This is a genomic window from Streptomyces tatrensis, from assembly GCF_049310065.1.
Lineage (GTDB): Bacteria > Actinomycetota > Actinomycetes > Streptomycetales > Streptomycetaceae > Streptomyces.
The window spans coordinates 1,763,197-1,784,206 of the sequence record NZ_JBMDLB010000007.1; the positions used below are offsets into that span (position 1 = coordinate 1,763,197).

At 72.4% G+C, this 21,010-nt stretch carries 18 protein-coding genes; 14 read left to right on the plus strand and 4 right to left on the minus strand.

Annotation, left to right across the window (positions count from 1 at the left end):
- Positions 1 to 110 precede the first annotated feature (110 nt).
- A complete protein-coding gene (locus ACODT5_RS11620) occupies positions 111 to 3,914 on the minus strand; it encodes a S8 family peptidase (protein WP_422519086.1) in 3,804 nt (1,267 codons plus the stop codon).
- A 201-nt stretch (positions 3,915 to 4,115) separates the two neighbouring features.
- Here ACODT5_RS11620 and ACODT5_RS11625 point away from each other — a divergent pair, with 201 nt between their 5' ends.
- On the plus strand, positions 4,116 to 5,093 hold the full coding sequence (locus tag ACODT5_RS11625) for a helix-turn-helix domain-containing protein (RefSeq protein ID WP_422519087.1): 978 nt from the start codon (positions 4,116 to 4,118) through the stop codon (positions 5,091 to 5,093).
- Positions 5,094 to 5,117: 24 nt separating this feature from the next.
- Positions 5,118 to 5,609: a DUF456 domain-containing protein gene (locus ACODT5_RS11630; protein ID WP_422519088.1), complete on the plus strand. Its 492-nt coding sequence runs from the start codon at positions 5,118 to 5,120 to the stop codon at positions 5,607 to 5,609.
- A 451-nt stretch (positions 5,610 to 6,060) separates the two neighbouring features.
- Here ACODT5_RS11630 and rsgA read toward each other — a convergent pair whose 3' ends face one another.
- Complete coding sequence (gene rsgA / locus ACODT5_RS11635) at positions 6,061 to 7,206, minus strand: ribosome small subunit-dependent GTPase A (protein ID WP_422519089.1); 1,146 nt, start codon at positions 7,204 to 7,206, stop codon at positions 6,061 to 6,063.
- A 346-nt stretch (positions 7,207 to 7,552) separates the two neighbouring features.
- On the opposite strand from rsgA, the gene ACODT5_RS11640 reads away from it, so the two are divergent.
- Together ACODT5_RS11640 and ACODT5_RS11645 are read left to right on the plus strand one after the other, a co-directional pair.
- Positions 7,553 to 8,440, plus strand: a complete 888-nt coding sequence (locus ACODT5_RS11640) for a TetR family transcriptional regulator (RefSeq protein ID WP_422519090.1) — start codon at positions 7,553 to 7,555, stop codon at positions 8,438 to 8,440.
- 108 nt (positions 8,441 to 8,548) lie between these two features.
- Entirely contained in the window at positions 8,549 to 8,968 is a 420-nt protein-coding gene (locus ACODT5_RS11645) for a VOC family protein (RefSeq protein ID WP_422519091.1), read from the plus strand.
- On the opposite strand, the gene ACODT5_RS11650 is transcribed toward ACODT5_RS11645, so the two are convergent.
- Together ACODT5_RS11650 and ACODT5_RS11655 are read right to left on the minus strand one after the other, a co-directional pair.
- Entirely contained in the window at positions 8,881 to 9,672 is a 792-nt protein-coding gene (locus tag ACODT5_RS11650) for a helix-turn-helix domain-containing protein (RefSeq protein WP_422519092.1), read from the minus strand. The genes ACODT5_RS11645 and ACODT5_RS11650 overlap by 88 nt on opposite strands.
- Before the next feature lie 22 nt (positions 9,673 to 9,694).
- Entirely contained in the window at positions 9,695 to 10,819 is a 1,125-nt protein-coding gene (locus ACODT5_RS11655) for a YihY/virulence factor BrkB family protein (RefSeq protein WP_422519093.1), read from the minus strand.
- Positions 10,820 to 10,836: 17 nt separating this feature from the next.
- Between ACODT5_RS11655 and ACODT5_RS11660 the strand changes: the two genes are divergently transcribed.
- From ACODT5_RS11660 to ACODT5_RS11705, 10 genes are all read left to right on the plus strand, one after another.
- Positions 10,837 to 12,492: an acyl-CoA dehydrogenase family protein gene (locus ACODT5_RS11660; RefSeq protein ID WP_422519094.1), complete on the plus strand. Its 1,656-nt coding sequence runs from the start codon at positions 10,837 to 10,839 to the stop codon at positions 12,490 to 12,492.
- 394 nt (positions 12,493 to 12,886) lie between these two features.
- The gene (locus ACODT5_RS11665) at positions 12,887 to 14,152 is read left to right on the plus strand and encodes a helix-turn-helix domain-containing protein (protein WP_422519632.1); all 1,266 of its coding nucleotides are present in this window, start codon (positions 12,887 to 12,889) and stop codon (positions 14,150 to 14,152) included.
- Between the two features lie 5 nt (positions 14,153 to 14,157).
- Entirely contained in the window at positions 14,158 to 14,721 is a 564-nt protein-coding gene (locus ACODT5_RS11670) for a GNAT family N-acetyltransferase (protein ID WP_422519095.1), read from the plus strand.
- A 337-nt stretch (positions 14,722 to 15,058) separates the two neighbouring features.
- Positions 15,059 to 15,142: a putative leader peptide gene (locus ACODT5_RS11675; RefSeq protein ID WP_312847410.1), complete on the plus strand. Its 84-nt coding sequence runs from the start codon at positions 15,059 to 15,061 to the stop codon at positions 15,140 to 15,142.
- Between the two features lie 208 nt (positions 15,143 to 15,350).
- Positions 15,351 to 17,060: a nitrite/sulfite reductase gene (locus ACODT5_RS11680; protein ID WP_422519096.1), complete on the plus strand. Its 1,710-nt coding sequence runs from the start codon at positions 15,351 to 15,353 to the stop codon at positions 17,058 to 17,060.
- Positions 17,057 to 17,236, plus strand: a complete 180-nt coding sequence (locus ACODT5_RS11685; RefSeq protein WP_214956597.1) for a DpnI domain-containing protein — start codon at positions 17,057 to 17,059, stop codon at positions 17,234 to 17,236. The genes ACODT5_RS11680 and ACODT5_RS11685 overlap by 4 nt, the downstream gene beginning before the upstream one ends.
- A complete protein-coding gene (locus ACODT5_RS11690) occupies positions 17,233 to 17,940 on the plus strand; it encodes a phosphoadenylyl-sulfate reductase (protein WP_422519097.1) in 708 nt (235 codons plus the stop codon). Before ACODT5_RS11685 ends, ACODT5_RS11690 begins: the two co-directional genes overlap by 4 nt.
- Positions 17,941 to 18,017: 77 nt before the next feature.
- Positions 18,018 to 18,563, plus strand: coding sequence for an adenylyl-sulfate kinase (gene cysC, locus ACODT5_RS11695; protein ID WP_215148038.1), 546 nt, complete (start codon positions 18,018 to 18,020; stop codon positions 18,561 to 18,563).
- Positions 18,560 to 19,498: a sulfate adenylyltransferase subunit CysD gene (cysD, locus tag ACODT5_RS11700; RefSeq protein WP_385384147.1), complete on the plus strand. Its 939-nt coding sequence runs from the start codon at positions 18,560 to 18,562 to the stop codon at positions 19,496 to 19,498. Before cysC ends, cysD begins: the two co-directional genes overlap by 4 nt.
- Before the next feature lies 1 nt (position 19,499).
- Positions 19,500 to 20,840 carry a sulfate adenylyltransferase subunit 1 gene (locus ACODT5_RS11705; RefSeq protein ID WP_266885564.1) on the plus strand — a complete coding sequence of 447 codons (1,341 nt, stop codon included), beginning with the start codon at positions 19,500 to 19,502 and terminating at the stop codon, positions 20,838 to 20,840.
- Positions 20,841 to 21,010: the final 170 nt, after the last annotated feature.

Below are 21,010 nucleotides of genomic sequence, written 5' to 3' on the forward strand. Positions count from 1 at the left end.
GCGAACGCCGGAAAAAGGGCAGGGAGAGCAGCGAGAGCAGGGAGGGCAGCGAAAAAGGAGGGCCCATCGGACCGCCGTCCGATGGGCCCCCCTGCTCCGTGTCGTACGACTTACCGAATGTCGTACGCCCGCGCGACCATCTGGGTGACGGTGGCGCCCTTCGCGTCGGTCAGCTCGACCTTGAGCATGACCTGCTTGCCCGCGGCCCCGGCGTGGTCCACGGTCGCGGTCCACTGCCCGCCGCGCTCGCTCACCTTCGCCTCGGTCCAGCTGCCGCCCTCGTCGTACGAGTACGACAGCTTGGCCGACTTGAGCGCGCCCGGCGCGTAGCCCGCGTGCCCGCTGACCCCGAGTCCGATCTGCTGGCCGTTGGCCGCGGCCAGGGTCTTCATGCCGTCCAGCGGGGCGGAGATCCGCGGGAAGATGACCGGCAGCGCCTGCGAGTACTGCGCCGCGTCCAGCTTCGAGCGGAAGGTCCAGGTGGTCTGGATCCCGGAGGAGCGCTGCCAGGTACGGGCCGGCTGGCCGAACTTCTCCAGGTACTGGGTCATCTCGTACGTGGCCTCGCCGGCCGGGACCTCGAAGACCCCGAACGGGTAGCCGGTGTCGCCCAGCGATTCGCCGTCGCGCTTGAGCGAGACGTTGCCGAGGTCTCCGAAGGAGCCCTGTTGCGCGTAGTGCCCGGTGTCGCCCCACATGGCGGAGGCGAAGCCGATCAGGTTGCCCTGCCGCTCGGCGGCCAGCTGCTCCTTGCCCGCGGTGTCGCGCGGCGCCACCGGGCCGATGACCCCGTCGTACCAGCTCTCGGCGCGCTTGGAGCCCGCCTTGTACGTGCGGTGCTGGTCGGTCATGAACTCGCCCCACGGGAAGCTGCTGGAGACCAGGTGGTCCCAGGCGGTGTCCCCGGCGGAGTAGTACTCGGTGCGCTTGCCCGGTACCGCGACGGTGTCGATGGAGCCGAAGTACACGGCGTTGCCGAGCGGGCGGAAGGCCCCGGTCACGTCGATGAAGTCGGCGGCGACGCCCATCGACTGGTAGGCCGATTCGACGGCGCCGAGCTCGCGGTCGCGCACCCGGTAGGTGCGGTCCCCGTGGACCCGGCCCTTCTCGATCTGGGCCAGGTTGTAGACGTACGGGCTCTTCGCGCTGCCCTTCCAGCTCAGCGTGACCGGGCCCTTGGCGAGCTCGGCCAGCAGGGCCTGGCCCTCGGCCGATTCGACGGTCAGCATCGGGAGGGAGCCGCCCGCGTAGCCGGTGAAGGCCTGCCAGCGGCCGGGGGCGTCGCGGTGGACGAGGACGGCCTTGGCTCCGGCCGCCTTCGCGTTGCCCGCGATCTCGTACGCCGAGCCCTCGTCCGTCGTCTTGACCAGGACGACCGCGCCCTTGGCGGCGACGGCGGCGAGCTCCTCGGGCGTGCCCGAGCCCGCGCCGACGAGCGGGGCGCTACCGGCGCCGTCGAGGTTGTCGCTGCCGGTGGAGGCGGTGATCGGGTGCAGCACCTGACCGCCGCTCGCCTTCAGCTCGGAGAGCAGCGGAGCCGCCGCCCGCCAGTAGCTGCCGAACTCGTAGTCGCCCTCCCTGGCCGTGCCGTCGACCGAGGCGTAGTAGCCGCGGATCGTGCGGCCGCCCATGGCGGTGCCGGCATGCTGCCAGCCCTCCTGGCCCCAGGAGCGGGAGAAGGCGAGGGTGGTGGCGCGCGCCTCGGTGGGCTTGTCGGTGGCGATGTTCAGCCTGGCCGCCTTGCGGGCGTCCAGCACGATCACCGTGTCCTTCTTGATCTCGGTCTGCGGGCGGCCGAGATAGCTGAGCGAGTCGTACATCCCCGGGTTCTCGCCGGCGTCGGGGGTGCCGACGAAGGCGGAGAGGAAGTACGAGCCCGGGCGGACCCGGTAGACCTGGTCGGCGGCGCCCTCGTTGAAGCGGCGCTCACCGGTGGCGTCGTCGGTGCCGATCACGTCCAGGGAGGACGGTCCGGCGGCCGGCTTGCCCGCGCGGTCGAGGAGCTTGACGCGCAGGGTGACCGTCTCCGGCTCCACGTAGAGGGAGAAGGGGGTGGAGACGCGCACGCCCTTCGCCGAGGCGACGACGCGGCCGGTGACGTCCCCGTACTGGGAGCGCTCCAGCTTCGCGGCGGGATCCAGGGCGAGCGGCACCTTGACGGTGGCGCCGGCCGGGACGGTCACGGTGCGCTGGTCCAGGCGGGCGACCTGGCTGCGGACGGCGGAGCCGTCGTTGCCGGTGACCTTCTCGACGGAGAGGTTCAGCGTGACGGGCTTGGTCCCCGTGTTGGTGTACGGGACCGAGACCGCGGTGCGGTCGCTGCGGTCCTGCGGCCAGTTGAAGGTGCCGCCCTGGAGCGCGGGGGCGCCGGTGACGGTGGTGTCGATGGCGGCCTTGACGTCGAGCCGCCCGCCGCCGGTCTCCCGTACGTCGCCCGGGACCGCGGTATTGGCGGAGCCGACCAGCGCGGCCTTGATCTGCTGCGGGGTCCAGTCGGGGTGGCGCTGCTTGACGATGGCGGCGGCGCCCGCGACGTGCGGGGTGGCCATCGAGGTACCCGACATCGACTGGTAGGCGTACACCCCGCGGCCACCCGCGGCGGCGGCGGAGATCTGGACGCCGGGGGCGGCGATCTCGGGCTTGAGGGTGTGGTTCAGGCCCGCCGGACCGCGGCTGGAGAAGGAGGCCGTCTTGTCGTCGCGGTCCACCGCGCCCACCGTCAGCACGCTGGGCGCGCAACCGGGCGAGGAGACCGTGTTGTTGCCGGGGCCGGAGTTGCCGGCGGCGATGACGAACAGGGCGTTGCTGCTCTGCGCCAGCGCCTCGGTGGCCGCGGCCATCGGGTCGTCGCAGGAGAGCTGGGAGGGGTCTCCCAGGCTCATGGAGATCACGTCGGCCTTGCTGTCCACGGCCCACTGCATGCCCGCGATGATCCACGAGTCCAGGCCGTAGCCGTAGTCGTTGAGGACCTTGCCGCTGAGCAGCTGCGCGCCGGGGGCGACGCCCTTCTTCGCCCCGCCGCTCTCGGCGCCGGAGCCGCCGACGGTGGAGATCGTGTGGGTGCCGTGGCCCTGGCGGTCCTCGGCGGTGTCCGAGTCGGTGAAGTTCTTCGCCTCGGCCACCCGGCCCTTGAGGTCGGGGTGTTCGAGGTCGGTGCCGGTGTCGAGGACGGCGACCTTGGTGCCCGCGCCGTCGAATCCGGCGGCCCAGGCGGCGGTGGCGCCCACCTGCTTCGTGGAACGCTCCAGGTTCGCCTGGACCTTGCCGTCCAGCCACAGCTTCTTCAGCCGGGGTGTGGCGGCCGACCGTGCGTGGGGGTTGATGTTCGCCCCGGTGACGTCGGCCCAGAAGTCGGCGGCCTTCTCCTTGTCGGCGGCGAGCGCGACGCCGCCGATGGAGCCGAGGACCAGCGACTGCTCGGCGCCGGCCGGAACGGGCGGGGCGCTGCGCGCCAGGCCCGCGGATCCCTCGTACACGGCGATCAGCGGGAGCTTCTTGGCGTGCGCGTCGTCGTAGCCCTGCCGGATCAGGCCGGTGACGTTGAAGAGTTCCTCGTCGGCCTTGCCCGCGGCGAGCGCCTTGATCGCGCTCTCGGGGTAGACGTAGAGGTCCTTGCCCGCCTGGCGGGTCTGCACGATCGGCTGCGAGCCGTCCGCGCGGGGCATCGCCGTGGCGGCGGTGCGGCCCGCCGCGTCGGTGGACACCAGGATCCGGTCACCGGTGACCAGGGTCACCGTGACAGGTCCGGTGGGCTGCCGGGCGGCGGCCTCGCTCCCGGTGAGGGGCCTCTTCTCGGTGCCGGTCCCTGCTCCGGACGCTCCGTCGCTCGGCTGTGCCGTGGACGGGCCCACGGCCGTGACGGCCAGGACGGCCGCGATGGCCGCTCCCAGTGCCGTACGCGATATCGGGCGCATCGCTCTCCCCAGGTGAATTCCGGCCAACTACTGCATTGCACGGCGATAACGCCGCGTAAATGGCTTCTGGCCAGCGGATGTTGGTGCTGCGGTGGCGCCACCTTGGCAGAGGGGCAGGGGGTGCGGCGATGATGTCCGCGGCGGGTTTGCGCCGTGGCCGCTTCCCGCCAGGAACGGCACTGAGAGGGTTGGGTGGACGGGTTGCTGAGTGCGATAGGACTCGACGAAGGACAGGAGTCCGCTTACCGCGCGCTGGTCGCGCTGGGGGCGGCGGAGATACCGGACCTCGCGCACCGGCTGACGCTGCCGGTGCAGCAGACCGAACGGACCCTGCGCCACCTGGAGCGCCACGGGCTCGCCGCCCAGTCCTCCGCCCGGCCCGGCCGGTGGGTGGCGGCCCCGCCCGGGGTGGCCCTGGGCGCCCTGCTCACCCAGCAGCGGCACGAGCTGGAGCAGGCGGAGCTGGCGGCGGCCCTGCTGGCGGAGGAGTACCGGGCGGAGGCCACCGAGCCCGCCGTGCACGACCTGGTGGAGGTGGTGACGGGCGCCAGCGCGGTGGCCCACCGCTTCCACCAGCTCCAGCTCGGCGCGGTGGAGGAGGTGCTCGCGCTGGTCAGCGGCCGGCCGCAGGTGGTGACGGGGACGGACAACGAGGCGGAGGACCGGGCGGCCGTACGGGGGGTCTCGTACCGGGTGGTCATCGAACGGGAGGTGCTCACCCTGCCGACCGGGATCCGCGAGGCGTCCACGGCGCTGGCGCGCGGCGAGCACATCCGGGTGACGGCCGAGGTGCCGACCAAACTCGTCATCGCGGACCGGTCGCTCGCGATGGTCCCGCTGACGGCGCGCGGCGCGGAGCCGGCGGCGCTGGTCGTGCACGCGTCGGGACTCCTGGAGTCCCTGATGGGCCTCTTCGAGGCGGTCTGGCGGGAGTCGCTCCCGCTGCGGCTGGGCTCCACCGGGGCTCCGGAGGAGTCCGACGGCGGACCCGACGCCACGGACCTGGAGATCCTCACCCTCCTCCTGGCGGGGATGACGGACGCGAGCGTGGCGAAGCATCTGGAACTGGGCCTGCGGACGGTCCAGCGGCGGGTCAAGGGCCTGATGGAGCTGTCGGGCGTCACGACCCGGCTCCAGCTCGGCTGGCACGCGTACGAACGGGGCTGGGTGGCCCGATAGCCCCGGGCCGGGCAGGCTGAGCAGATGGATCTGCCTCAGCTGCCCCAGTTGCTGCTGGTGGGGCTGGTGCTGGTGCTCGGATTGCTCGGGGTACTGGTCCCCGGCGCCCCCGGCACCCTCCTCGTCTGGGCCGGCCTCCTGTGGTGGGCGCTGCACGAACGGACGTCGGTGGCCTGGGGCCTGCTGGCGGGCGCGACGGCGCTGCTGCTGGTGGTGCAGGTGGTGAAGTGGCTGCTGCCCCCGCGGCGGCTCCGGGGGGTCGGCGTCACCCGCCGGATGGTGGTGTACGCGGGTGTGGGCGCGGTACTGGGCTTCGTGCTGCTCCCGGTCGTGGGCACGGTCCCCGGCTTCGTGGGCGGCATCTACCTCTGCGAGCGGCGCCGCCTGGGCAGCCACGGGGAGGCGTGGACGTCCGTACGGGCGGTGATGCGGGCGGTGGGGACGAGCGTGCTGGTGGAGCTGTTCGCGTGCCTGCTGGTGGTGGGGGCGTGGGTGGGGACGGTGCTGTGGTCGTAGCCGCGGGTCCGGTCCTGCGCGGGGCGAGTCGTCCCCTACCCGCCCTTCGCCCGTTCCCCGGAGCTGCGCCCCGGACCCCTGCCGTGTGCGGCGCCGTTCCCGGGGGCCAGCCCCCGGACCCCCGCTCCTCAAACGCCGGAGGGGCTGGATTTTGCCTGGCCGGGGCTGGATTGCCCGCAGGGCAAATCCAGCCCCTCCGGCGTTTGAGGAGCGGGGTCTGGGGCGGAGCCCCAGGGGGTCCGGGCGCAGCCCGGCACCCCCCTCCAGCCCGTCCGGCGCTTGAGGACCGGGTCAGGGCCGGCCCTGGGAACGGTGGAAGGGCGGGTAGGGGACTTCGCCCCGCGCAGCGGCACACCCGCACCCGGGGCCGGGTGGGGGCTCGGGCCCGCGCGGGGCCGAGCCCTGGTCGGGCCCGGGCCAGCGCGGGGTGTGCCCCCGGGGCGGGCTGCGGTCAGGCCCGACCGGTCCGCTTCGCGGAATAGTTCGCGCGGCCCTCCGCCGAGCGGAGCCTCCAGTCGCGCTTGATCTCCGCCCGGAGCCGCGCGTCGGTCTTCGCGACGATCCGCTGGTTCTCCCGCAGCAGCTTGCGGTAGCTCTCCAGCCGCCGCTCGGCCAGCTCCCCGGAGGCCACCGCGGCCCGCACCGCGCACCCCGGCTCCGCCTCGTGCACGCAGTCGTGGAAACGGCACCGCTCCGCGTACTCCTCGATCTCCGAGAAGACCTGCCCGACGCCCGCCTCCGCGTCGAAGAGCCCGACGCCCCGCAGCCCGGGGGTGTCGATGAGCACGCCGCCGCCCGGCAGCGCGAGCAGGTTGCGGGTCGTGGTGGTGTGGCGGCCCTTGCCGTCGACGTCACGCGCCGCCTGGACCTCCATCACTTCCTCGCCCAACAGCGCGTTGGCCAGCGTGGACTTGCCCGCGCCGGAGATCCCGAGGAGCACGCTCGTACCGTCCCCGACGATCGCGGCGAGCACGTCCGTGCCCTCCCCGGTCACCGAGGAGACCGTGAGGACGGTGACCCCGGGGGCCGTCGCCTCCACGTCCTCGACGAGGTGTCCGAGGGTGACCGGGTCCGGGACCAGGTCCGCCTTGGTCAGGACCACGAGCGGCTGCGCCCCCGATTCCCAGGCGAGCGCGAGGAACCGCTCGATGCGGCCGAGGTCCAGTTCGACGGCCAGTGACACCGCGATGATCGAGTGGTCGACGTTCGCGGCGAGGATCTGCCCCTCGGACCGCTGGGATGAGGTGGACCGTACGAAGGCGGTCCGGCGCGGCAGGTACGTCTTCACGTAGCGCGGGTTGCCGTGCGCCTCCAGCACAGCCCAGTCGCCGGTGCAGATGACCCGGAGCGGGTCGTGCGGGGTGACGAACGCGGTGTCGGCGCGGACGATGCCGTCCGCCGTCATGACATCGCACTGGCCGCGGTCGACGCGTACGACCCGGCCGGGCAGCAGGCCCTGACCGGCGTACGGGGCGAACTCGGCCGCCCACGCCTCGTCCCAGCCGTAGGGGGCCAGGGCGTGCGGAACCGAGGAAGAAGAGAAGGAGGAGGACGAAGAAGGAGAAGCGGAGAAAGCGGAGAAAGCGGGGAGAGACAAGGGAAACCCTTCACAGGGTGGCCCCGGCGGTGCGCGCCGCTACCGGGCGCGAAAGAGGTGAGAGGTCAGCCGGAGACCACAGAAGTGACATTGATGGTCTTCTGAGTGCGGGCAACGCCCTGCGCCATGACAGTCATCAATGAACTCACCTCCGGGTCTGCATACGTGCTGACGATCCGTCCCGCGCGCTGATCGGCGGGAGGAACGTCCCCACCGTAACAAGCGCCCTCGGGCGGGCGCCACTTCTTTTACGGGAGGCCTGAAACCGGGTTTCGAACTTACCGCCGGTCAGGGCCGGCCGGAGAAATCGGCAGTCAAGTCGACCTCGGAGATTAAGCTGTTCGCCATGGAGACCAGCGGAACCGCAGATTCTGAGACGATTTACGAGACGCAGTACACCGCCCGCACCGCGTCGCGGAACACGTCGACGACCGAGACGGCTCCCGACACCCGGCGACGGATCCTGGGGGTCTCCAAGGAACTGTTCGCAGTCCGCGGCTTCCACGAGACCTCGCTGCGGGAGATCGCCGAACAGGTGGGCGTCTCCAAGCCCGCGGTGCTCTACCACTTCCCCGGCAAGGCCGACATCCTCGGCGCCCTCGTCGAGCCGATGCTCCGTGATCTGGCGGCCGCCCTGGCCCGCGCCGCGACAGCCGGCGGTTCCGGCACGACCGACGGACCCGGCACGTCCCGCACGCCCGGACCCTCGGACCGGGTCCGCTGGGCCGCCATCGAGGGGGTGCTCGACGTCTGGCTGGACCACCGGAACCTGCTGCGCCTCAACCTCCAGGACATGGCCCTGGCCACCCCCGGCCCGGCCTTCGCCCGGCTGCGCGACGCCATACTCCGCGCCAATTTCCTGGTCGCGGGGCCGAATCCCGGTTTCGCGGAACGGGTGCGGGCCGCCCAGGCCGTCGCGATGCTCTCCGACCCGGTGGTGCTCTTCGCCGACGCCCCCGTCCCGGCCCTGCGCGAGGCCGTCCTGGACGGCGTACGACGCCTGCTCGACGGACCGCAGGGACCGCAGGGTCCGAACGGCCCCGGCGGATCGGCGCGGCCCGTGGCGGGGGGACGGCGCGGGCGGCCCGCCGCCATGAGCCCGGCCATGATCGAGGCCGCCCGCCGGATGCACGCGGCGGGCAGCGGGGCCACCGCGATCGCCGCCGCCCTCGGCGTCTCCCGGGCCACGGTCTACCGGCACCTGCCGCAAGAGCAGGAGGAGGCCCCCGAGTGACCGGACCGCGCCGCCCGGCCCGGACCGGCCGGCCGCCCCGCACGGGCGGGTCCGCCGGTGTCCGATTCGTTCAAGACCGGCCCGGCCGGGCGTGCCTAGGGTGAGTTCATGACTCCCCGACTCGACATGATCGGCATCATCGTCTCCGACATGGCCGCATCGCTCGCCTTCTACCGCCGCCTCGGCATCGACGTACCCGCCGGGGCCGACGCCCAGCCGCACGTCGAAGCCGTCCTGCCGGGCGGGCAGCGGATCGGCTGGGACACGGAGGAGGTCATCCGCTCCTTCGACCCGTCCTGGACCCGCCCCGCGAGCGACGGCCGGGTGGGGCTCGCGTTCCTGTGCGACTCCCCCGCCGAGGTCGACTCGCTGTACGCGGAGCTGACGGCGGCCGGGAGCACCGGCCATCTGAAGCCCTGGGACGCCTTCTGGGGGCAGCGCTACGCCGTCGTCCTGGACCCGGACGGCTCCGGGATCTCCCTCTTCGCACCGTTGGAACCGGCCCCGGCCCCCGGCCCCGCCGCGTAGGCCCCCGGCGTGGTCCCCGCCAGGGCGCGCACCTCGCGGGTGTAGTGGGCCTGGTCGGCGTACCCGGCCGCCGCGGCCACGGCCGCCTGCGGCAGCCCGCGCCGGGTCAGCGCGAGGGCCCGCTGGAGGCGCAGGATCCGCCCCAGGGTCCGCGGCCCGTAGCCGAAGGCGTCCAGGGAGCGCCGGTGCAGCTGCCGCTCGCCGAGGCCGACCGCCCCCGCCACGGCGGCCACGCCCTGCCCGGCCCGCAGCCGGGCCGTCACCTCCGCGACGAGGGGGTCCGGGGCGCCGCCGTCGGCCGTGCGGAGCCGGGCCAGCTCCTCCAGTCCCGCGCGGGGATCCCCGTACGCGGCCACGAGCGCGGTGAGGCGCCGCACCTCGGCGGCGGGCCACAGGTCGGCCAGCTCGACCCGCCGGTCCCGCAGTACGCGGGCCGGTACGCCGAGCAGCGCGGGCGCCGTGCCGGGGGCCAGCCGGATCCCGGCGAAGCCGGAGCCCGGGACCTCTCCGGCGGGGTGCGCGGCGGTGTCGGGTCCGGCGACCAGGAGCCGCCCGTCCACCCACAGCAGGTCCATGCACCCGTCGGGCAGCACCAGGCCGGCGCCGGCCCCGCCGGCCCGCCAGAGCACCGCTCCGGCGACCGTCCGGGACGGGTGTTCCTCATACCCGGAACCGGGCACGGCGTCGTCCGCGCGATCCTCCACGGACACCACGCTACGGCGGCGGTCAGTGCTTGCGCAGGCGGGAGTGGTAGTCCTCCGGGGGGAGGAACTTCGACCAGCGCTCCGGGAACTCCGAGGGCATGCCCCCGTCCTCGTCGCCGTCGTCGTCCTCCGACTCCCCCTCGGCCAGGGCCCGCCAGGCGGCCGCCCGGGCCACGAGCTGGGCGGCCTCCGCCTCGCGGACCCGCTCGTTCGCCTCGCGGGCCGCGGCGGTGGCCACCGAGGGCCAGACGCGGTCGATCGCGGCGTTGACGGCGGCCCCGACGAGGACGGCGAAGGCCGAGATGCCGATCCACAGCAGGATCGCCACGGGTGCGGCCAGCGATCCGTAGATGGTCGGGCCCTCCACCGTGTTGGTGAGGTAGATCCGCAGCAGGAACGAGCCGAGCACCCACATGGCGAGGGCGATCAGCGCGCCGGGCACGTCCTCGATCCAGGGCGAGCGGACCGGGACGGAGACGTGGTAGAGGGTGGTCAGGAAGGCGATGGAGAGCAGCGTGACGACGGGCCAGTACATGACCGCGATCACCTCGGTGCTCCAGGGCACCAGCCGCACCACCGCGTCCGGGCCGACCACCATCAGCGGCAGCACGATGGCGCCGATCAGCAGGGCGGCGATGTAGAGGACGAAGGCGAGCAGCCGGGTCTTGACGATGCCGCGGTGTCCGTCGAGCCCGTACATGACGGTGATGGTGTCGATGAAGACGTTGACGGCGCGCGAGCCCGACCAGAGGGCGAAGGCGAAGCCGAGGGAGATGAGGTCGGGGCGGCCGCGGCCGGTGACGTCGTCGAGCATCGGTTTGGCGATGTCGTTGACGCCCCGGTCGGAGAGCACGGTGCCGACGGCCCGCAGGATGTTCTCCTCGATGCTGGCGACGGTCGTACCGCCCGACCAGCCGTCCACGTACCCGAGGAGGCCCAGCAGGCCGAGGAAGAGCGGGGGCAGCGAGAGCAGGGTGAAGAAGGCCGCCTCGGCGGCGAGTCCGAGGATCCGGTACTCGATGCACGAGTTCACGGTGTCTTTGAGCAGCAGCCACGTCATCTTGCGCTTGGAGACGTTGCGGTAGAGGGCGCGGGCCCGGTGGAGGCGTCCCGGAATCCGCTCGGGTGTTTCTTTCGCGTGCTGCACGTCCTTACGGTATCGGCATGGCAGCCACCACCCACACAGTCAGCAATCAGGCCCCGCCCCTCGTGGGCCACGACGTCTACGGCAGCGACCGGGTCCTGAGCGAGGGGGTCGAGCGGCACCTCGCGGACGCCGCGCCCGAACTCGCCGCGGAGGCAAGGGAAGAACTCACGGCGCTGGGGCGCGCGGCGGGGTCCCGGCAGGCGCAGGACTGGGGGACGCAGGCGAACGAGAACCCGCCGAAGCTGCGGACGCACGACAGGTACGGCAACCGGGTCGACGAGGTGGAGTTCCATCCCTCGTGGCACCGGCTGCTCGGGCACGCCGTGGGCGCCGGGCTGACCGACGCGTGGGGGCGGCCGGCGGGGCATCTGCGGCGGGCGGCCGGGTTCTTCGTGTGGTCGCAGGCGGAGGCGGGGCACGGCTGCCCGGTCTCGATGACGCACGCGGCGGTACCGGCGCTGCGGACCGATCCGGAGCTGGCGGCCGAATGGGAACCGCGGCTGACCTCGCACGTGTATGAGGAGGGCCTGCGGCCGGCCGGGCAGAAGGCCGGGGTGCTCTTCGGGATGGGCATGACGGAGAAGCAGGGCGGCAGCGACGTCCGGGCGAACACGACGGCGGCGGTGCCGCTGGACGCCTCGGGCGAGTACCTGCTGACGGGGCACAAGTGGTTCTGTTCGGCGCCGATGTGCGACGGGTTCCTGGTCCTGGCGCAGGCGCCGGGCGGGCTGACCTGTTTCCTGGTGCCGCGGGTGCTGCCGGACGGGACGCGCAACGTCTTCGCGATCCAGCGGCTGAAGGACAAGCTGGGCAACCGGTCGAACGCGTCGAGCGAGGTGGAGTTCGACGGGACGTGGGCGCGGCGGGTGGGCGAGGAGGGCCGGGGGGTGCGGACCATCATCGAGATGGTCGCGGCGACCCGGCTGGACTGCGTGATCGGTTCGGCCTCGCTGATGCGGCAGGCGCTGACGCAGGCCGCTCACCATGCGGAGCACCGCTCTGCTTTCGGAGCACCGCTCATCGACCAGCCCCTGATGCGCAACGTGCTCGCCGACCTCGCCCTGGAGTCGGAGGCCGCCACCACCCTCACGCTCCGCCTCGCGGCCGCGTACGACGCCGTCCAGAGCACGGGCAACGAGCAGGAGCGGGCCTTCCTGCGCATCGCGGTGCCCGCCGCGAAGTACTGGGTGACCAAGCGCTGTACGCCGATGGTGGCGGAGGCACTGGAGTGTCTGGGCGGAAACGGCTACGTCGAGGAGTCCGGGATGCCCCGGCTGCTGCGCGAGTCCCCGCTGAACTCCATCTGGGAGGGGTCGGGCAACGTCCAGGCCCTCGACGTGCTGCGCGCCCTGCAGCGCGAGCCGCAGGCCCTGAACGCCTTCCTCCAGGAGGTCGGCCTGGCGCGCGGCGCCGACCACCGGCTGGATTCGGCCATCAAGAACCTGCTGACCGAGCTCGCGGACCTGGAGGGCATCGAGGCGCGCGCCCGGCGGGTCGTGGAGCGGATGGCCTTGGTGCTGCAGGGATCCCTGCTGGTGCGCTGGGCCCCGCCGGAGGTCGCCGACGCCTTCTGCGCCTCGCGCCTGGGCGGTGACTGGGGCGCGGCCTTCGGCACGCTGCCGCACACTCTGGATCTGGGATCCGTGGTGGAACGGGCCCGGATCGCGGGCTGAGAGAGGGCCCCAACCCTCCGCTCGCCGTCTGGCGGAAGGCCCCAACCTTCCGAACAGAACCGCCCGGCCGACATCCGGGCCCGTTGACCTGGAACAGGGATGGCGCCGCGCCGACTCGGCACCACCCCTGATCCGAGAAGCCCCGAGGAAGGAGCTGTCACGCCGCTCGGCGACGTCCGCACAGTTTCGATCGGGCGACCGGGACTTGGCGAGAGTTGCAAGACGTTGCAACCTTTGACTCGGAACCGCCCTCCGGGCCGTCCGGTCCGCGCCTGGAAGCGGCGCGCACCGGACGGCCCGGCCGGGCGGGAGCCGTCGTACGTCTGTTCCGCACGGGGAGGTTCCGGTGGCCCACACCACAGGCAGCGCGGTCGATGCGGCACGCATCTCGGCCATGGACGCGCGGGAGGCCGCGCGTCTGCTCAAGGGGGTACGGGCGGCGGCGCTGGCCGGGGACCGGCCGCCGGCGGCGCCCCGCCCGGAGATCGCCGAGTCCTGGCGCCGGATGATGGCGGGCGGGGTCCACCCGGACCGCGACAGCCGTTCGCGGATGCTGTCGCTCTCCGAGACCGAGGAGCGGCGCCAGACCTCTCCGCTACGGGACCTGCTGCCCGTCCTGCGCGAAGGGCTGCTGCCCGCGCTGGACGAGGCCCTGCACATCATGGTCGTCGCCGACGCCGACGGGCGGCTGCTGTGGCGGGAGGGCCACTCCTCGATCCTGCGCAACGCGGACCGCCTCGGCTTCGGCGTGGGCGCCCACTGGGACGAGTCCGTGGTCGGCACCAACGGGGTGGGCACCGCCCTGGTGGCCCGCAGACCGGTCCAGGTGTTCTCGGCGGAGCACTTCGTCTCCAGCCACCACGACTGGACCTGCGCCGGAGCCCCCGTACGGGACCCGCGCGACGGCTCGCTGCTCGGGGTCCTCGACGTCAGCGGGCCGCTGGCCACCATGCACCCGGCGACCCTGACGTGGGTGAGCTCGGTGGCCCGGCTCGCGGAGCGGGAGCTGCGGGTGCGCCACCTCGAGTCGCTGGAACGGCTGCGGTCGGTGGCGGCCCCGGTGCTGGCCCGGGTGCCGGGGCGGGCGCTGGCCGTGGACGGCAACGGCTGGACGGCGGCCGTCACCGGGCTCGCTCCGGTCGAGCGGATCCCGCTGCCCAAATCCTTCGGGCCCGGCAGGGTGTGGGTGCCGCAGCTCGGCGACTGCCTGGTGGAGCCGCTGCCGGGCGGCTGGCTGGTGCACGTCACGGAGGCCCGTACGGCCGCCGGGGCGGCCGCCCGCGTCGTCCTCGACCTCAGCCGGCCGGGCGCCTGGCGGGCCACCGTCTACGGGGCCGCGGGGAGCTGGTCGCAGGAGCTGAGCCCGCGCCATGCGGAGCTGCTGTTCCTGCTGGCGGAGTCCCCCCGGGGGCGCTCGGCGGCGGAACTCTCGCAGGAACTGTTCGGGGACCCGACGCGCACGGTGACGGTCCGCGCGGAGATCTCCCGGGTCCGCCGCAACCTCGGCGGCGTGCTCGCCCACCGCCCGTACCGCTTCGCGCAGGACGTGGAGGTGGAGCTGATCCGCCCCTCGAACCCGGCCGCGCTGCTGCCGCACTCCACTGCTCCGGCGGTGATCAGCGCCCGGCTGGGCCCGACCGGGACCGGCATGATTCCCTGAAGCCCATGAGCACCATCACACTGACCACCTGGTCCCTGGAAATGACCGCACCGTCCGATCTCGTCCCGGCGGCCGTCCCGGGCCCGGAGATCCGGATCGTCCGGTCGGAGGTCCCCTCCCCCGAGTTCAGCCGGTTCCTCTACGCCTCGGTGGGCGGCGACATCCACTGGACGGACCGGCTGGCGCTGACCCGCGCGCAGTGGGTGGAGCAGCTGGGCCGTCCCGGCGTGGAGACGTGGGTGGCGTACGACCGGGGCACCCCCGCGGGGTACGTGGAACTCGACCCGCAGCCCGACGGTGTGGTGGAGATCATGTACTTCGGCCTCCTCCCCGATTTCCGGGGGCGGCGCATCGGCGGCCACCTGCTGACCGTGGGCATCGAGCGAGCCTGGTCCCTGGCCGAGCGCTGGCCGGAGCTGTCCCCGACGCGGCGCGTCTGGCTGCACACGTGCAGTGAGGACGGGCCGACGGCGATGGCGAACTACCAGCGGCGCGGCTTCAAGGTCTTCAAGGAGGAGACGGAGGAAAAGGAGTCCGCTCCGACCCCCGGCCCCTGGCCCGGCGCGTAGCCGCTCCGCGGTGTCGAGGGCAGGCCCTGCGGGGCCTGTCCCCTACCCGCCCTTCCACCGTTCCCCGGGCTCCGCCCGGACCCGCGCCTCAAACGCCGGCGGGGCTGGAACATCCAGCCCCGCCGGCGTTTGAGGCGATCTTTCAGCCCCGCCGGCGACTGAGGCGGGAACGGTGGAAGGGCGGGTAGGGGACAGCGCCCCCGCGCAGCGGAACGGGTGGGGCTCAGGGGGCCCCTGAGGTGACCCCCGTCACGGGGATCTCGCGATGCGAGACGAGTTCGTCCGGATTGTGGACAGTAGTGGACTCCTCCAATCGCCACATGCCACGCTTCCCCCCATGAACGGAGCTGGAATTGCCTTGGTGAGTCGGCGGCACGTCGACCTCGGCCGCATGTCCAGCGCCATCTGTCCGGCGCGCTGACGCACAGCACCGCCGCGACAGCGCCCCGCACCGACGTCGCCGCGGAAGCGAACACCGCCCGCCGTCAGCCACACCACCGCAGTCCCCTGTAGGCCGCTCGTCGCCCCAAAAAGGCGACGAAACAGCCACATCCGCTCCACGCGCGCCAGGGGTCACGCCGCCGCTCCCCCTGCCCCTGCCTCGAGCCGCCCAAGAAGGACGTACCGCCATGGCCGCCACCCCCGATACGACCGCAGCCGCCGCACCCGCCGCCGCCGCGCGCCGCAAGCCCGGCCGTCACCGCGGTGAGGGCCAGTGGGCCGTCGGCCACCACACGCCCCTCAACGGCAACGAGCAGTTCAAGAAGGACGACGACGGTCTCAATGTGCGGGCGCGCATCGAGAACATCTACTCCAAGGCGGGCTTCGACTCGATCGACCCCAACGACCTGCGCGGCCGTATGCGCTGGTGGGGCCTCTACACCCAGCGCAAGCCCGGGATCGACGGCGGCAAGACCGCGATCCTGGAGCCGGAGGAGCTGGACGACAAGTACTTCATGCTGCGCGTCCGCATCGACGGCGGTCGGCTGACCACCGAGCAGCTGCGCGTCATCGGCGAGATCTCCGAGGAGTTCGCCCGCGGCACCGCCGACCTCACGGACCGGCAGAACGTGCAGTACCACTGGATCCGCATCGAGGACGTCCCGGAGATCTGGCGCCGTCTGGAGGCCGTCGGCCTCTCGACCACCGAGGCCTGCGGTGACACCCCCCGCGTGATCCTGGGCTCGCCCGTCGCCGGCATCGCGCTGGACGAGATCATCGACGGCACCCCCGCCATCGACGAGATCTACGCCCGCATCGTGGGCAACCCCGACTTCTCGAACCTGCCCCGCAAGTTCAAGTCCGCGATCTCCGGCTCGCCGCTGCTCGACGTGGCGCACGAGATCAACGACATCGCCTTCGTGGGCGTGAACCACCCCGAGCACGGCCCCGGCTTCGACGTCTGGGTCGGCGGCGGCCTCTCCACCAACCCGAAGCTGGGTGTGCGCCTGGGCACCTGGGTCTCGCTCGACGAGGTCCCGGACATCTACGAGGGCGTCATCTCGATCTTCCGCGACTACGGCTACCGCCGGCTGCGCACCCGCGCCCGCCTGAAGTTCCTCGTCGCCGACTGGGGCCCGGCCAAGTTCCGCCAGGTCCTGGAGGACGAGTACCTGAAGCGCAAGCTGACCGACGGCCCCGCGCCCGAGCAGCCCAGCGGCCAGTGGCGCGACCACGTCGGCGTGCACCAGCAGCAGGACGGCAAGTTCTACGTCGGCTTCGCGCCCCGCGTGGGCCGCGTCGACGGTGCCACCCTGACGAAGATCGCCGCCGTCGCCGAGCAGCACGGTTCCGGCCGGCTGCGCACCACCGCCGAGCAGAAGATGATCGTGCTCGACATCGAGGCCGGCCAGGTCGACTCGGTCGTCGCGGCCCTGGAGGCGCTGGACCTGCGGGTCAACCCGTCCCCGTTCCGCCGCGGCACGATGGCCTGCACCGGCATCGAGTTCTGCAAGCTGGCCATCGTCGAGACGAAGGCGCGCGGCGCCTCGCTGATCGACGAACTGGAGCGCCGCCTGCCGGAGTTCGCCGAGCCGCTCACCATCAACATCAACGGCTGCCCGAACGCCTGCGCCCGTATCCAGGTGGCGGACATCGGCCTCAAGGGCCAGCTGGTCCTGGACGACGAGGGCAACCAGGTCGAGGGCTACCAGGTCCACCTGGGCGGCGCACTCGGACTCGAGGCCGGATTCGGCCGCAAGGTCCGCGGTCTCAAGGTCACCTCGGCCGGTCTGCCGGACTACGTCGAGCGGGTCGTCTCGCGCTTCGAGGACCAGCGCGAGGACGGCGAGCGCTTCGCCGCCTGGGTCACCCGTGCCAAGGACGAGGATCTGTCATGAGCGAGCGCGCCGCACCGTTCTACTGCCCGTACTGCGGCGACGAGGACCTGTTCCCGAACGAAACAGGCCACGGCGCCTGGGAATGCAGGGCCTGCAATCGAGCCTTCCAGCTGAAGTACCTCGGGCTGCTGGCCCGGGGTGTTCAGTCCAATGACGCTGGAGGGGACGAGATATGACCACGATTCAGGACGCGGGTCTCAAAAACCTCAAGGCCGTGGCCGAGCAGGCGGGCCGGGACCTCGAAGACTCCACCCCGCTGGAGATCCTCACCTGGGCGGCCGAGACCTTCGGCAAGAAGTTCGCCGTGACCTCCTCCATGGAGGACGCGGTCGTCGCCCACCTCGCCTCCCGCGCCTTCCCCGGCGTGGACGTGGTCTTCCTCGACACGGGCTACCACTTCGAGGAGACCATCGGCACCCGTGACGCGGTCGAGGCCGTGATGGATGTCAACGTCATCACGCTCACCCCGCGCCAGACGGTGGCCGAGCAGGACGCCGAGTACGGCCCCAAGCTGCACGACCGCGACCCCGACCTGTGCTGCTCGCTGCGCAAGGTCAAGCCGCTCGAAGAGGGCCTGACCGCGTACGACGCCTGGGCGACGGGCCTGCGCCGCGACGAGTCCCCGACCCGGGCGAACACCCCGGTGGTCGGCTGGGACGAGAAGCGGCAGAAGGTCAAGGTCTCGCCGATCGCCCGCTGGACCCAGGACGACGTGGACGCGTACGTACTGGAGCACGGCGTGCTCACCAACCCGCTGCTGATGGACGGTTACGCCTCCGTCGGCTGCGCCCCCTGCACCCGCCGGGTGGCGGAGGGCGAGGACGCCCGCGCCGGCCGCTGGGCCGGGCGCGGCAAGACCGAGTGCGGACTGCACGGCTGATGACCACCACCGGCACGGACACCGGCACGGCCCCCGGCGAAACCACTGCACGTACAGAACCGACGGAGACGAACCAGATGAGCGTGAGCGACCAGGGCGCCACGGTGTGGCTGACCGGGCTGCCGAGCGCGGGCAAGACCACCATCGCCTACGCGCTGGCCGAGCGGCTGCGCGCCGAGGGCCACCGCGTGGAGGTCCTCGACGGCGACGAGATCCGCGAGTTCCTCTCCGCCGGTCTCGGTTTCAGCCGCGAGGACCGGCACACCAACGTGCAGCGGATCGGCTTCGTCGCCGAACTCCTCGCCTCCAACGGCGTGAAGGCGCTCGTCCCGGTGATCGCGCCGTTCGCGGACAGCCGTGAGGCCGTCCGCAAGCGGCACGCCGCCGAGGGCACGAGCTACCTCGAAGTGCACGTGGCCACTCCGGTGGAGGTCTGCTCCGAGCGTGACGTGAAGGGCCTGTACGCGAAGCAGGCGGCGGGCGAGATCTCCGGTCTGACCGGGGTCGACGACCCGTACGAGGCACCGGAGTCCCCGGACCTCCGTATCGAGTCGCACACGCAGTCCGTACAGGAGTCGGCTTCGGCCCTGCACGCACTGCTCACCGAGAGGGGTCTGGCATGACCGCCACCGTCGCACACGTCCACGAAGGGACGGACGCGCCCTACGCGCTGTCGCACCTCGACGCCCTCGAGTCGGAGGCCGTGCACATCTTCCGCGAGGTGGCGGGCGAGTTCGAGAAGCCGGTGATCCTCTTCTCCGGCGGCAAGGACTCCATCGTCATGCTGCACCTGGCGCTGAAGGCGTTCGCGCCGGCGCCGGTGCCGTTCACCCTGCTCCACGTGGACACCGGCCACAACTTCCCCGAGGTCCTGGAGTACCGGGACCGCGCGGTCGCCAAGCACGGCCTGCGCCTGCACGTGGCCTCCGTCCAGGAGTACATCGACGCCGGCAAGCTCCGCGAGCGCCCCGACGGCGTCCGCAACCCGCTGCAGACCGTCCCCCTCACGGAGGCGATCCAGCAGCTCAAGTTCGACGCCGTCTTCGGCGGCGGCCGCCGCGACGAGGAGAAGGCCCGCGCCAAGGAGCGCGTCTTCTCCCTGCGCGACGAGTTCTCCCAGTGGGACCCGCGCCGCCAGCGCCCCGAGCTGTGGCAGCTCTACAACGGCCGCCACGCGCCGGGCGAGCACGTGCGCGTCTTCCCGCTGTCCAACTGGACCGAGCTGGACGTGTGGCAGTACATCGCCCGCGAGAAGATCGAACTGCCGGAGATCTACTTCGCCCACGAGCGCGAGGTCTTCCAGCGCAACGGCATGTGGCTGACGGCCGGCGAGTGGGGCGGCGCCAAGGACGGCGAGACCACCGAGACCCGCCTGATCCGCTACCGCACCGTCGGTGACATGTCCTGCACCGGTGCCGTCGACTCCGACGCCACCACGCTGGACGCCGTGATCACCGAAATCGCCGCCTCCCGTCTCACCGAGCGGGGTGCGACCCGCGCCGACGACAAGCTGTCCGAGGCCGCGATGGAAGACCGCAAGCGCGAAGGGTACTTCTAAAATGACCTCCACCACCGAGCAGTTCGCCGACCTGTCGGCGACCACGCTGCTGCGCTTCGCGACCGCGGGCTCCGTCGACGACGGCAAGTCCACCCTGGTCGGCCGTCTCCTGCACGACTCCAAGTCGGTCCTCACGGACCAGCTGGAAGCCGTGGAGCGGGTCTCGGCCAGCCGTGGTCAGGACACCCCCGACCTGGCGCTGCTCACCGACGGCCTGCGGGCCGAGCGGGAGCAGGGCATCACCATCGACGTGGCCTACCGCTACTTCGCGACCGCCCGGCGCCGGTTCATCCTGGCCGACACCCCCGGGCACGTGCAGTACACCCGGAACATGGTCACCGGCGCCTCCACCGCCGACCTCGCCGTGGTCCTGGTCGACGCCCGCAACGGCGTGATCGAGCAGACCCGCCGGCACGCCGCCGTCGCGGCCCTGCTGCGGGTCCCGCACGTGGTCCTGGCCGTCAACAAGATGGACCTGGTGGGCTACGAGGAGGCGGTCTTCGCGTCGATCGCCGAGGAGTTCACCGCGTACGCCACGGGTCTGGGCGTCCCGGAGATCACCGCGATCCCGATCTCCGCCCTGGCCGGCGACAACGTGGTCGAGCCCTCCGCGAACATGGACTGGTACGGCGGCCCCACGGTGCTGGAGCACCTGGAGACCGTCCCGGTCAGCCACGACCTCACCGCCTGCCCGGCGCGTTTCCCGGTGCAGTACGTGATCCGTCCGCAGACCGCCGAGCACCCGGACTACCGGGGCTACGCGGGCCAGATCGCCTCCGGCGTGCTGCGGGTCGGCGAGGCCGTCACCGTCCTGCCGTCGGGCCGCACCTCGGTCATCGAGGGCATCGACGCGCTCGGCGAGAGCGTCGACATCGCGTGGGCCCCGCAGTCGGTGACCCTGCGTCTGAAGGACGACATCGACATCTCGCGCGGCGACCTGATCGCGCCGTCGTCGAGCTCCCCCGCCACCACGCAGGACGTCGTGGCGACGGTCTGCCACGTGGCGGACCAGCCCCTCGCCGTGGGCGCCCGGGTGCTGATCAAGCACACCACGCGCACGGTGAAGGCGATCGTCAAGGAGATCCCCTCGCGGCTGACCCTGGACGACCTGTCCCAGCACCCGAACCCCGGGCAGCTGGTGGCCAACGACATCGGCCGGGTCGTCGTCCGTACCGCCGAGCCGCTCGCGCTCGACTCGTACGCCGACTCGCGCCGCACCGGGTCCTTCCTCTTGATCGACCCCGCGGACGGCACGACGCTGGCGGCCGGCATGGTCGGCGAATCCTTCGCCTCGACCGCCGAGACCACCGTTCAGGCTGATGAGGAAGGGTGGGACTTCTGATCATGCTTGCCGATATCTACTCCACCTTCGCGAAGGAGGGCGGCCGTGTAGGCAGCGGCTCCCTCGGCAGCGGCCAGGGAGGCGTGGGGCGATGTGCGTGATGACGTACGCGCACCGCATGCGCGCCCACACCCCCCACGAGCCGTACCTGCCCTTGCTCAGCAAACGAA